This window comes from Streptomyces boluensis, assembly GCF_009908195.1.
GTDB lineage: Bacteria > Actinomycetota > Actinomycetes > Streptomycetales > Streptomycetaceae > Streptomyces > Streptomyces boluensis.
Genome location: NZ_JAAAHS010000020.1, coordinates 1 through 12447 on the forward strand (window position 1 = coordinate 1; position 12447 = coordinate 12447).

11 protein-coding genes and 1 pseudogene are annotated in these 12447 nt (G+C 72.6%); 4 read left to right on the plus strand and 8 right to left on the minus strand.

The features are described from left to right. The 4 genes and pseudogenes from GUY60_RS04865 to GUY60_RS04880 all read right to left on the minus strand — a co-directional run. A pseudogene (locus tag GUY60_RS04865) lies at positions 1 to 612 on the minus strand (hypothetical protein); the annotation flags it as partial. A gap of 155 nt (positions 613 to 767) precedes the next feature. Continuing rightward, a complete protein-coding gene (locus GUY60_RS04870) occupies positions 768 to 1166 on the minus strand; it encodes a PPOX class F420-dependent oxidoreductase (RefSeq protein ID WP_161694129.1) in 399 nt (132 codons plus the stop codon). A gap of 196 nt (positions 1167 to 1362) precedes the next feature. Continuing rightward, on the minus strand, positions 1363 to 2622 hold the full coding sequence (locus tag GUY60_RS04875; RefSeq protein ID WP_161694130.1) for an alginate lyase family protein: 1260 nt from the start codon (positions 2620 to 2622) through the stop codon (positions 1363 to 1365). A gap of 71 nt (positions 2623 to 2693) precedes the next feature. Further along, positions 2694 to 2960, minus strand: a complete 267-nt coding sequence (locus GUY60_RS04880) for a helix-turn-helix domain-containing protein (protein ID WP_161694132.1) — start codon at positions 2958 to 2960, stop codon at positions 2694 to 2696. Positions 2961 to 3009: 49 nt separating this feature from the next. Here GUY60_RS04880 and map point away from each other — a divergent pair, with 49 nt between their 5' ends. After that, on the plus strand, positions 3010 to 3777 hold the full coding sequence (gene map / locus GUY60_RS04885; RefSeq protein WP_161694134.1) for a type I methionyl aminopeptidase: 768 nt from the start codon (positions 3010 to 3012) through the stop codon (positions 3775 to 3777). Between the two features lie 6 nt (positions 3778 to 3783). Here map and GUY60_RS04890 read toward each other — a convergent pair whose 3' ends face one another. Together GUY60_RS04890 and ggt are read right to left on the minus strand one after the other, a co-directional pair. Further along, positions 3784 to 4443 carry a glycoside hydrolase family 75 protein gene (locus GUY60_RS04890; RefSeq protein ID WP_312866187.1) on the minus strand — a complete coding sequence of 220 codons (660 nt, stop codon included), beginning with the start codon at positions 4441 to 4443 and terminating at the stop codon, positions 3784 to 3786. Positions 4444 to 4481: 38 nt separating this feature from the next. Continuing rightward, on the minus strand, positions 4482 to 6293 hold the full coding sequence (ggt, locus tag GUY60_RS04895) for a gamma-glutamyltransferase (RefSeq protein WP_161694138.1): 1812 nt from the start codon (positions 6291 to 6293) through the stop codon (positions 4482 to 4484). A gap of 103 nt (positions 6294 to 6396) precedes the next feature. On the opposite strand from ggt, the gene GUY60_RS04900 reads away from it, so the two are divergent. Beyond that, positions 6397 to 7158, plus strand: a complete 762-nt coding sequence (locus GUY60_RS04900; RefSeq protein ID WP_161694140.1) for a hypothetical protein — start codon at positions 6397 to 6399, stop codon at positions 7156 to 7158. A gap of 12 nt (positions 7159 to 7170) precedes the next feature. Here GUY60_RS04900 and GUY60_RS04905 read toward each other — a convergent pair whose 3' ends face one another. Together GUY60_RS04905 and GUY60_RS04910 are read right to left on the minus strand one after the other, a co-directional pair. Further along, positions 7171 to 8466 (minus strand): cytochrome P450, encoded by a 1296-nt coding sequence (locus GUY60_RS04905; RefSeq protein WP_161694142.1) that lies wholly within the window; start codon positions 8464 to 8466, stop codon positions 7171 to 7173. Then, a complete protein-coding gene (locus tag GUY60_RS04910; protein WP_161694144.1) occupies positions 8463 to 9236 on the minus strand; it encodes an alpha/beta fold hydrolase in 774 nt (257 codons plus the stop codon). Before GUY60_RS04910 ends, GUY60_RS04905 begins: the two co-directional genes overlap by 4 nt. Before the next feature lie 251 nt (positions 9237 to 9487). Here GUY60_RS04910 and GUY60_RS04915 point away from each other — a divergent pair, with 251 nt between their 5' ends. Together GUY60_RS04915 and GUY60_RS04920 are read left to right on the plus strand one after the other, a co-directional pair. Further along, positions 9488 to 10720, plus strand: coding sequence for a L,D-transpeptidase (locus GUY60_RS04915; protein WP_246234312.1), 1233 nt, complete (start codon positions 9488 to 9490; stop codon positions 10718 to 10720). A 104-nt stretch (positions 10721 to 10824) separates the two neighbouring features. Further along, a complete protein-coding gene (locus GUY60_RS04920; RefSeq protein ID WP_161694191.1) occupies positions 10825 to 12417 on the plus strand; it encodes a CocE/NonD family hydrolase in 1593 nt (530 codons plus the stop codon). Positions 12418 to 12447 lie beyond the last annotated feature (30 nt).

The window sequence follows — 12447 nt, forward strand, 5'->3', positions numbered from 1 at the left end:
CTCCGCCTCGACCCCGGCGAACCGGGCACCCCTGGGCCTGCGCGACGCACGTGCCGGGCGATCGGGGGCACCCTCGGCACCCGCCGACACGGCGACGGAGGGCGCCGAGCGCTCCAACTCCTCGATCCGGAACCGGAGTTCAGCACTGCGGGCCGTGGCGCGTTCGTGGTCGTCGCGGGCCCAGGCAAGGTCGAGCCGGAGCCGTTCGACGTCCTCGGGTGCGGCGCCGGGCAGCCGCGCGGCGAGGTCGGCCTGGCGCTCGGCCGCGTACCGCCGCTCCACGAGCATCAGGTCGAGCCGCTCACCGAGGAGTTGCCGTACGCCGGGCCGGGCGTCGTGGGCCGTGCGTGCCGCCTCGTGCAGGGTGCGGGCCAGGGCGGTCTCGCGCTCGGCGGCGTGGGTGCCGTGGTCTGCGGCGAGGTCGTGGAGGAGGGCCTGCACCACGTCCCAGGGCGGCACCTCCGCGCCGTCGAGGCAGGCCGCCATGCCATCGGGGTCGCGCTGCCAGAACACTCCGCACCAGCCCGCCTCCTGGTCGAGGCGGGAGAGCAGATCCTCGAAGTACGACGCGAACTCGCCCCCGTCGTCGTGGAGTTGTCGCCCCAGTGCCATCCGCCCGCCCCTGTCCGCTCGGTCAGCGGGGACCGCTCGGCCGCTCCGGCACCGTTTGCCCGGCCCGCCCGTTCGGTCCCGTCATCCGGCAGGCATTCGACACCCACGGTGTTACGGGACGGCTACGGGGAGTTTTCGGCCGGGGCACCGCACCCTCACCCCTCGGCCGGGTCCGCGAGCACCACACCGACGCCCGTGTGCGGCCGCTTCCCCAGGCGGACGAGCGTCGCGGGGATGTCCAACAGCCAGTACTGCAACCGGTACTTGCGCCCCAGGAGCTTGCGCAGGCGCGGCATCTCCGTGGCCGTCAGGAAGCGTGCCGTGCCGTCCACGCCGACGGCGTCAGGCCCCACCCGGCCGCGCAGATCGCAGGCGGTGACGCGGACCCGCTGGTCGCGGTGGAGGCGCTTGACCTTCCACGAGTCGGTACGGGTCCACACCCACAGCTCGCCGTCCGCGCGCACGACCCACACCGGCGTCGCGACCCCGGTGCCGTCCTTGCGGTACGTGGTGAGGCTGATGTACCGGGCGCGGCCGAGCTCGTCGAGGTTCATGGGCGGGAGCCTAGGCCGTTTCCTTCGGATCAGGCCGGATCCGGTCGGCGGTGCGGGGCGGTCGAGTTGAGCGGGGTCTGGTGCGTGCAGCTGCAAGGCGGAGGAGGGCGCCACTGCGGAGCATTGGCAACCGACGACAACGCCGCAGATGTGCGTGCCAGACCCCGCGACCCCGGCAAGATCCGAAGGAGACGGCCTACGTGCCGGGTGCGGGCGGCGAACCGCCCGGACTCCCGGCGTGCGTGAGGGTCTCCCAGGCGACGAAGAGGTCGTCGGTCCCAGCCGGGCGCATCTTCGCCGCGAGCCGCTCGGTGTGCGGCACGGGCAGGTGCAGGCGGTTCTTGAGGTGGTTGAGGGCGACTTCGAGGTCCGGCCCGAGGGTCAGCTCCGGCTTGCCGCCGCACAGCCACTTGGGGACGGCACCGCCCGACTGGTACTCGGCGTGCAACTCCGTTGCGGCGAGCAGCCGTTGGCGTACGTCGCCGTAGAGGTCCACGCCCTGGTGGTGTGCGGTCTCGGCGCTGTGCGCGGTCGCGGCGACGGCGTACCCGACGTGCTCGAAGTTGCGGCAGGACTCCTGCCCGAGGCCGTCGACGTACCGCCGCTGCCCGAACCAGTACTCCCGGATCCGCTCCGGACTGTCGGCCTTGCCGCCGGGCGGCGGGACCGGCAGCGAACCGTCGGAGCGCAGATAGAAGTACGCGGGCACGCGCGCCCGGAACCGGCCGATGGCGCGGTCGAACACCTCGCGGTCGTCCAGGAAGACGCCGATGTTGAGGGCGGCGTCGGTCATGGTGAGGTCCCAGTTGCCGTTGTAGTCGGCGACCTCGACGTCGAACTCGCCCAGGTAGGCGTGGCGCAGCATGTCCGAGAAGCGCGCCACCCGCGCCTTCGGCCAGCCGTCGTAGGTGTGCCGCACGATCTCGGCGGCGCGCGCCCATGTCGAGCCCGCCCAGGCGGCCTGCAGCGCGGAGTTGTCCTCGGTGTGGTCGCGCAGCACCTTCGACCAGCCGTCCATGATCCGCACGGCCTTCTCGGCGTGCGCCCGCTTCCCGGTGACCGTCCAGAGCAGTGCCTGGGTGTACGCGGCGACGGCGTCCTCGCGCTCGGCGGTGCAGGCGGGCGGGTTCTGGTACGGCTTGCAGGCGACGACGGCGACGGGGCGCGGCCGGTAGCCGGGCTTCGCGTACCGGCTCCCGGTCATCGCGCGGTACGCGGAGGCCCAGGGTTCGGCGCCGGACGCCACATGGGCGCGGAGCGCGTCGAGCTGGCCACGGTCGAGGAGCACTCCGGGGTGCGCGAAGGCACGGGGAGCGGCGGACTCGGGCGCGACCCCGGCCTGCTCGGCGGCCCGCTCAGCGGTGGCCTGCGGGGCGGTGGCGCAGGCGGTCAGGAGCGCGACTGATGCGCCGAGGGCGAGGAACCCACGGCGGACGGCGCGCGGTCGGGTGGACATACGAGCAGCGTCACCCGGAGCGTCCCGGCCCGCAGGATCTGTTGCTCCGCCCGCGCCCGCTCCCGCGCCGCCTACGCGGCTGTCGGTGCCGCCGGCAGCGGCGCGCAGCTGCTGAGCAGTTCGTCGAGGGAGAGGCCGAGGGTCCCGGCGAGGGCCGCGACGGTGAAGAAGGCCGGGGTGGGCGCGCGGCCCGTCTCGATCTTGCGGAGGGTCTCGGCGGAGAGTCCGGCGCTGGCCGCGACCTCGACCATGCTCCGGCCGCCGCGCGCCACACGCAGCAACTGGCCGAGCCGCTCGCCGCGTTCGCGCTCTTCGGGGGTGAGGGGTGTGCGCACCATGCGCCCACTCTACTACGGGCCCCATTTTTATACCGGTATAGTAATTGGCATGGTGGAACTCAAGACAGACGCGTCCATGGACGCGATGCGCGAAGCGGGCCGCGTGGTGGCCCGCGCACTGACAGCGGTACGGGACGCGGCGGACGTCGGCGTCACCCTGCTCGACCTGGACGAGGTGGCGCACGGCGTGCTGCGCGAGGCGGGCGCCGACTCCCCCTTCCTCGGGTACCGGCCCGCCTTCGCGCCGACCCCGTTCCCCGCGGTCCTGTGCACCTCGGTGAACGACGCGATCGTGCACGGCGTCCCGACCGGCTACCGGCTGCGCGACGGCGACCTGGTCTCCGCGGACTTCGGCGCCCTGCTCGGCGGCTGGGCCGGCGACTCGGCGATCAGCTTCACCGTCGGCGGGGCGCGCGCCGCCGACACCCGGCTCGTGGAGACCGCGTTCGCGGCCCTGGACGCGGGCATCGCGGCGGCCGTCGTCGGCAACCGCATCGGCGACATCGCGCACGCCATCGGCACGGTCTGCCGTGGCGCCGGGTACGGAGTGCCGGACGGCTTCGGCGGACACGGCATCGGCCGCCAGATGCACGAGGACCCGGGGGTGCCGAACGAGGGCCGCCCCGGCCGCGGGATGAAGCTGCGGCACGGCATGGTCCTGGCCATCGAGCCGATGCTGATCGGCGGCGGCAAGGACGACTACTACGCGGACCGGGACGGCTGGACCCTGCGCACCACCGACGGCAGCCGCGCGGCGCACGCCGAGCACACCGTGGCGATCACCGACTCGGGGCCGCGGATCCTGACGGCGCTCTGAGCCGCGTCAGCTCCCCGCGAGGAACTTCCGCGCCAGCGCCGAGCCGACCTTCGCGGCCTGCGCCCGGCTCTGGATCGGCTCGACCTGCGATCCCTGGAAGAAGATGTACGTCACCTCGCCGCCCGCCCCGCCCCGTACCGGATGCGGGTTGATGCCGAGGGCGCGGGCCGTGGCGTACGACGCCTCGCCGATCAGGTCCGTGGGGCCGGTGTCGCCGACGACCGCGTACTGCACCTTGCCCCGGTAGATGACGGCCGCCAGGCCACCGCCCCACACCTTGGCGTCGCGGTGGTTCCACATCTTGCTGGCGCCCGGCACCACCACGTACGGCAGCGCGGCCGAGTCGAGTTGGCCGCCGCGAGAGTCCTGGAAGGCCGTCTCGGGCTGGAAGTAGGGGTCAGTGCGCTTGTTGCAGACCTGGCTGGGGCGGCCGTCGCAATCGATGTCCAGGTCGGCCTTCCAGTGCACGACGCCCTTGCCGCCGCAGACCGGGATGTTGGCCGGGGCCCCGTCGTCGGCACGGTACTTGCCGTGCGAGATCTGCTTGCAACCCTGGACCTTGGCGAGCAGGGCGGCGGCCGCCCCGCCCCCGCCCTCCTGCGCCACCGCGGGCGGAGCCAGCGTGGCGAGGAGGACGGGAGCGAGAACGGCCGGAACCAGTCGCACGGAATTCAGCGCACGCAAGGGGCACCTCTACAGCTCGGTCAGGGGCTCGGGTGCACCACCCTTGCCGAGCCCCCGCCCCGCCGCACCTTTTCCGCCGCCGCCAGCCACCGTCCGTCGGGCAGCCGCTGCACACCGGTGGCCGCGCCGATCTCCGGGTTGGCCTTGAACGCGTGCCCGAGCGCCTCGAGCCGCTGCCTCAACTCACTGTCGTACAGGCCGGGTTCGAGTTCGGTCGCGGCCGCGTTGCGCTGGCTGGCGCGGGGCGCGGCGATCGCGTCGACCAGCGGCAGGCCGCGGTCGACCACTCCGGTGAGGGTCTGAAGGACCGTGGTGATGATGGTGGCGCCGCCCGGCGAGCCGAGCGCGAGCACCGCACGGCCGTCGTCGAGGACGATCGTCGGCGACATCGACGAACGCGGCCGCTTGCCGGGACCCGGCAGGTTCGGGTCGTGCACGTCCGGGTTCGCCGGGGCGAAGGAGAAGTCGGTCAGCTCGTTGTTGAGCAGGAACCCGCGCCCCGGCACCGTGATGCCGCTGCCGCCGGTGGTCTCGATGGTGAGGGTGTACGCGACCACGTTGCCCCACTTGTCGGAGGCCGTCAGATGCGTGGTGTTCTCGCCCTCGTACGGGGTCGGCGCGGCCTTGTCGCCGGTGCTGCACGGCTTCGGGTCACGCGGGTCGCCGGGGGCGAGCGGGCTGGTGAGCGCCTTGTCGTCGCGGATCAGGCACGCGCGCGAGTCGGCGAACTCCTGGCTAAGGAGTTCCTTGGTCGGTACGTCCTCGAAGGCCGGGTCGCCCACCCAGCGGCCCCGGTCGGCGAACGCGATCCGGCTGGCCTCGATATAGCGGTGCAGGTACTCGGCCTCGGTGGCCTTCGACAGGTCGGTGCGCTCCAGGATGTTCAGCGCCTCGCCGACGGTGGTGCCGCCGGAGGACGAGGGCGCCATGGAGTACAGGTCGAGCCCCCGGTACTCGGACCGGCTCGGCGCCTGCCGCTTCACTCCGTACCCGGCGAGGTCCGCGGTGGTGAGGTCGCCGGGGCGGGCCTCGCGCCCGGAGGCGGGGTCGACGGGCGGCTCGTTGACCGTGTTCACGATCTCGCGGGCGAGCTTGCCCCGGTAGAGGGCGCCGCTGCCCTTGCTGCCCAACTCCGCGTACGTACGCGCCAGATCGGGGTTCTTGAACACCGAGCCGACCTTCGGCAGCTCACCGCCGGGCAGGAACAGCTCCGCCGAGGCCGGGAAGTCGGCGAACCGCTCCTGGTTGCCCTCGGTCTGCGCGCGGAACGTGTCGTCCACGACGAAGCCCTTCGCCGCGAGCCGCTCGGCGGGCTTCAGCAACTGGCCGAGCGAGCGGCTGCCCCAGGAGTCGAGCGCCGCGTCCCAGGTGGCGGGCGTACCCGGGGTGCCCACGCTGAGCCCGCTGGTGACGGCGGCGTCGAACGGGATCGGCTTGCCGTCCTCCAGGAACAGCCCCGCGTCCGCGCTGCCGGGCGCCGTCTCACGCCCGTCGACGGTGTGCACCTTGCCGGACTTCGCGTCGTAGTACACGAAGTAGCCGCCACCGCCGATGCCCGCCGAGTACGGCTCGGTGACGCCGAGCGCGGCGGCCGTGGCGACGGCCGCGTCCACCGCGTTACCGCCCTCGCGGAGCACCTCGATGCCCGCGGCGGAGGCGTCCGGGTCGACGCTGGACACCGCCCCGCCGTGCCCCACCGCCACCGGCGACTTCGGCGGGGCCGAGGCACCGCCGGACCCGGCGGGCGACGAAGGGGGCGCTGCCGCACCCACCGCCACCAAAGCGCCCGAAACGGCGAGCAGCGACAGATTCCGCGCAACTGGACGACGCATCCGTACCTCCGGTCAACGACTGTCAGCGCAGCGTAACTTCAGCGCACGGCCGCGTCAGGCCCCTCTCGAACATGGGTACGCGGTCGGGCTAGAGTGCCCGCCCATGAGTGAAGACCTTGTGAACGCCGTCCTGGGTGTGCTCGCCGCGGGGGTCGTCGCCTCCCTCGGCTGGTTCGCCCGTACGTATCTGTGGAAGCGCAAGCTGCGCCGGAAGCAGGCCTTCCTCGGACTGCCCGCCAACGCGGAGTCGCTGCTCGTCGTGCACCGCGAGGGCGGCGGCCCGGAGCTCTCGGTGTCGCGTACCGACATGTTCTCGCTGCTCGAACTCTCCGCGCTGATCAAGGACTGCGGGGCGCACGCCCAGGTGATCGCGCACGACACGGCGCAGCAGGGCTTCGGTGAGCGCACCGAGTTCTGTGTCGGCGGGCCGTCCTCCAACCGCCGGATGGCGGCGCACATGCACTCGCTGCTGCCCGGCATACGCGTCAACTCGGACCCGGAGCCGGGGCCTGACCGGGGCGCGTTCCAGATCGGCAGCGAGCGCTACCGGATGGAGCCGGGCCGCGCCGAGTACGTCGTCCTCGCCCGGCTCACCGCGGGCCAGGGGCAGGCCGCGAGACCGGTGTTCCTCTTCTGCGGCCAGCGGGCCGTCACCAACCAGGCGGCGACCCGCTATCTGGCCCGCAACCACGAGCGCCTGTCCCGCAAGCACGGCGCCAACTCCTTCGTCCTGCTCCTGAAGGTCGTCAACTCGCAGGCGTACGGCCCGGACGTCGTCGAGCTGGTCTCCGACGTGACGCGCGCCGCGCAGGCCCCCGCACCGGCTCCGACGGCGCGCACCTCGCACCGCGCGACCAAGGACTGACCGAGCACACCGCTACGCGATCCGCAGCGGCAGCTCCTTGATGCCGTTGATGAAGTTGGACACAAGGCGGCGCGGTGGCCCGGCGGGCGCGAGCACCGGGAACTCCCGCAGCGCCTCCTCGTAAAGCACCCGTAGTTGCAGCCGGGCGAAGTGCGCGCCCAGGCAGACGTGCGGCCCGTCCCCGAACGACACGTGCGGGTTGGCCGTACGCCCCAGGTCGAGGCGGTGCGGCTCGGTGAACACCCGCTCGTCGTGGTTGGCCGACGCGTGCAGCACGACGACCTTGTCGCCCGCCTCGATCCGCTGCCCGGCGAGTTCGGTGGCGCGGGCGGCGGTGCGGCGGAAGGTGAGCACCGGCGGGTGGTGGCGCAGCAGTTCCTCGACGGCCGACGCCATGGAGACCTCGCCCGCGCGCAGGCGGCGCTGCTCGCCCCGGTGTCCGGCGAGCGCGAGCAGCCCGCCGGGGGCGGCGGAGCGCACGGTGTCGTTGCCCGCGACGGTGAGCAGGAAGAAGAACATCTCCAGCTCGGGCGCGGTGAGCCGGGTGTCGCCGTCGGTGGCGTGCGCGAGCGCGGTCATCACGTCGTCGCTGGGGTGGCGCCGCTTGAACGCCGCGAGCCGCTGCGCGTAGTCGAACATCTCCCCCAGCATCGCGGGCGAGCGCGGGTTGGCCGGCCGCCCCTCGGGCCCGTCGGCGGCGGCGCCCGACTCGTCCGGGTCCTGGTAGCCGATGACCCGCTGGGTCCAGGTGAGCAGCAGCCCGCGGTCGCCCTTCGGTACGCCGAGCAGATCCGCGAGGTTGAGCAGCGCGTAGTCGTCGGTGACGGTGCCGACCAGGTCGACGACCTCGCCCGACTCCCGTGCCGCGCCCAGGAGTTGACGGGCCCGCGCGCGGACGACCGTCTCGAAGCGCTCGATCCGCCCCCGCGTGAACGCCCGGCTGACGAGCCGCCGCAGCCGCAGGTGGTCGTCGGCGCCGCCGCTGCCGGACGACGGGTCCTGGTTGAGCATCATGCGGCGGATGAACGGCAGGTCGGCGGGGTCGGGGTCGCGGATCTGGGTGGCGCCCAGGTGCGAGGAGAACAGCCGCGGTTCCTTGAGTACGCGGACGACGTCGGCGTGCCGGGAAACCGCCCAGAAACCGGGCCCGGCGGGCCAGCCGAGCACCTCATACTCCTCCTGCCAGGCCACCGGGTGGTGCTCGCGCAGCGTGCGGTAGGCCTGGTGCGGGATGCCGGAGCGGTAGATCCGCGGATCGAAGACATCGGGCACCGACGGCGGGGCCGCGGGCCGCGCGCTGGCCGTCACAGGTGCTCCGCGCGCAGGAAGTCCTCGACGGTACGGACGAGTTCGAGCGGCGTCTCGTCCATGGCGTAGTGCCCGGCCCGGTCGAGCACGGCCAGTTCGGAGCGTACGTAGTGGCGGGACCAGGTCTGCCGCATCAGGTCCGCGCCGAGCGCCGGGTCGAGCGCGCCGACGACGGCGAGCGCGGGCACGGTGCTGCCCGCCACCTCCGTGTGGAAGTCCTCGCGGGCCCAGGAGTCGAGCCAGGCGCGGAACGCCTTCGCGTCGCTGGTGTCGAAGGACTGCCGCACCATCCGCTCCAGCCAGGCGCCCGGCCGGTCGCCGCCGGTCGTGGAGTCGAGGATGACCCGCCGGCTCTCCGCCCGCTCGGCCGCGGACGCGAACAGCTCCCACTGCTCCGGCGGCAGCGCGAGCCCCGAGGCGGGCACCGGCGACACCCCGACGAGCCGCCGCACCCGGTCCGGCACCTGGGCGAGCACCCGCTGCGCCACCGAGCCGCCCATGGAGTGCCCGATCAGCGAGAACCGGTCCCAGCCGAGGTGGTCGGCGAGCGCCACCAGGTCGGCGGCGCCCTCCCCGGTGGTGTACGCGCCGGACTCGCTCCGCGCCTCCCCGTAGCCGCGCAGGTCCACGAGGGCGTATGTGAACGACTCCTGGTCCAGGTCGGCGCGCACCCCCGCGTAGGCGCTCCGGTCGGCGAGCCAGCCGTGCACCGCGAAGACCTTGTGGGGTCCGGTTCCGATGAGGGCGTGGGGCAACAGGAAGGAGGCCACGGTGACTCCGTTCACGAGAGAGAAGGCGGCGCCGGTCGGCCGCGCGCCCCCCAACCTGGCCCCAACTCCCCTTTCCGGCAAGGGCGCAGAGTGGTCATGGGGCCGCATGGCGGATGCGGCCCGCGCCCGCCCTGCGCCCCGGTGCAATCCATGTCACATCGGTCCGAGGGGATTTTTCCGCCGTACGCGGCAACCCCGGCCCCGCTGCGCGACTCCTCCCCGGTGGAACTGAGAGCACTGGAGGTCTCCCGTTGAGCCGCACACGCCCGAGCCGCATACGCCGCCACACCCCGCTCGGCCGCCGGGCCCGAGCCGCCGCGTATCTGGGCACGGCCACCCTCACCCTGACCCTGACCGCCTGCGGAAGCGCCGCCGGTGACGCGGGCGCCGACCTGGGCGGCGCCGAGAACGCCACGATCTCGGTGAATCTGAAGGGCGAGCGGGCGAAGCCGGGCGAGCGGGTCGAGGTGAAGCTGGCCGCGGGCCGCCTCGCGGACGTACGGGTCGGGGACGACAAGGACGGCGAACTCACCGGCCGGATCGCGAAGAGCGGCCGCACCTGGACCTCGGACCGCGTGGCCTCGCCCGGCACCGCGTACACGGTGACGGCGAAGGACGACCGCGGCCGTACGGCGAAGCGGACGTTCGCGACGGAGGCGGCGGGTCGGGTCAACAAGCTCACCCTCGCCCCCGGGAACAGGACCACGGTGGGCGTCGCCCAGCCCCTGTCGATCGTCTTCGACAACCCGGTGAAGAACAAGAAGGACGTGGAGCGGCACCTCAAGGTCACCACGTCCAACGGCACAGAGGGTACGGAGGGCTCATGGGGGTGGATCACCGACTACTCCGGCAAGGACCGCGTCGACTGGCGCCCGAAGGAGTACTGGAAGCCCGGCACCGAGGTGAAGCTCGCCGCCGACCTCGACGGCGTGAACTCCGGTACGGGCGGCGGCTGGTTCGTACGCGACTACGACACGTCGTTCACGATCGGCCGGAGCCAGCAGGTCACCGTCGACCTGGACAGCAAGCGCCTGACCCTCGCCCAGGACGGCAAGGCGGTCCGCTCCGTCCCGATGTCGGCCGGCACCCCCGGCGGCGACAAGGCCTCGTGGGGCGGGGTGAACGTGCTGATGGCGAAGGAGGGCACGATCAGGATGAACTCCGAGACGGTCGGCCTCGGCGACGCCTACGACAAGATGGTCGACCACTCGATGCGGCTGACCTGGTCGGGCATGTACGCACACGCGGCGCCGTGGAACGCCTCGTACTTCGGCAACACCAACCACAGTTCGGGCTGTGTCGGCATGAGCGACGGCGACGCCGGGTGGCTCTACGCGGCGGCGCAGGTCGGCGACCCGTTCGTCACGAAGGGCTCGGGCCACAAGGGCACCGCGGACGTGGGCAACGGCTACGGGCTCTGGAACCTGAGCTGGGACGAGTGGCAGGCCAAGAGCGCGCTGCACGGCGGTGGCGAGTCCCAGTGATCGTTACTTTGGCGTAACTTACCGACGGGTTACCTTGGGTAAACGCCAGAGGTTACCGTCGGGTCACTTTCACATCGGACCGTGAGGAGTGACCCGTGGGACCCGTGGGAGAACCGCGTCGCAAGGCCCTGCGCAGCACCGCCGCAGGCACACTCTCGGCGGCCCTGGTCGCGGGCGCCGCCTTCGGCCTGGCCCCCGCCGCCCAGGCCGCACCCGCCACACAGACCACCACCACCGCGGACGTGTGCTTCGTCGACATCGCGGGCGACGGCGGCACCGTACTGAAGGCCAATGTCTTCACCCCCGGCGACGCCAAGCCGGGCGCGCACTACCCGACGATCGTGCTGCCCACCAGCTGGGCCATGCCGCAGATCGAGTACGTCGCGCAGGCCAAGAAGCTCGCCGACTCCGGCTATGTGGTGGTCAGTTACAACTCGCGCGGCTTCTGGCAGTCCGGCGGCGAGATCGAGACCGCGGGCCCCGAGGACATCGCCGACGCCCGCAAGGTGATCGACTGGACCCTCGCCCACACCCCGGCCGACCCCGACCGGATCGGCATGGCGGGTGTCTCGTACGGCGCGGGCATCAGCCTGCTCGCCGCCGCCCACGACAAGCGGATCAAGGCGGTCGCGGCACTCAGCGGCTGGGCCGACCTGATCGGCTCGATCTACTCGGGCCGCACCCAGCACCTCCAGGCGGCGGGGCTGCTCGGCGGCGCGGGCGTGCTCACCGGCCGCCCGAGCGCCGAACTCACGCAGACGCTCAAGGACTTCACCAGCTCCAACCTGGACAAGGAGGAGGAGATGATCGCGTGGGGCAAGAAGCGCTCCCCCGCGACCTACCTCGACGCCCTCAACAAGAACGGCACCGCCGTCATGCTCGGCAACGCCTGGGGCGACTCCCTCTTCCCGCCCAACCAGTACGCCGACTTCTACGAGAAGCTCACCGGCCCCAAGCGCCTGGAGTTCCGCCCCGGCGACCACGCCACCGCCGAGGCCACCGGCCTGCTCGGCCTGCCCAACGACGTATGGACCAACTCGCAGCGCTGGTTCGACCGTTACCTCAAGGACGAGCACAACGGCATCGACCAGGAGCAGCCGGTCCAGCTCAAGCCCCGCACGGACGGCGCGTACGAAGGCTATGCGGACTGGAAGTCGGTCGGCGCGGACCGCCGCAAGATCGACCTCGGCGGCACCCACACCCTGCGTACCAATGTCGACTCGGGCGCCAACGGCGGCACCGTGATGCTGACCGGTCTCCTCGACCAGTTCACGAAGCTCCCGCCGCTGGCGTCGATCCCGCTGCTGCCGCGCTCGTACGCGGCGGTCTGGCAGTCGGAGAAGTACGCGAGCCCTGGGCGGGTGCGCGGCACCGCGAAGGTGCACACCACGGTCACGAGCACCGAGTCGAGCGGCACCCTCGTCGCGTATCTCTACGACGTGGGCCCGCTCGGCGTCGGCAAGCTGGTCAGCCACGCGCCGTACACCTTCCACGACAAGGCGCCCGGCCGGGCGTTCGGCGTGGACCTGGAGTTGTTCTCCACGGCCTACGACGTCCCGGCCGGGCATCGCCTCGCCGTGGTGGTCGACACGGCCGACCCGCTCTACATCGAGCACAACCCGACCGGCGCGCAGCTGACCTTCTCCTCCCCCGCGGCCGACCCGAGTTACGTGTCGGTCCCGCTGCGCGAGCAGTGATCTCCGGCTGCTGCCGGGTCGGCTTGGCTC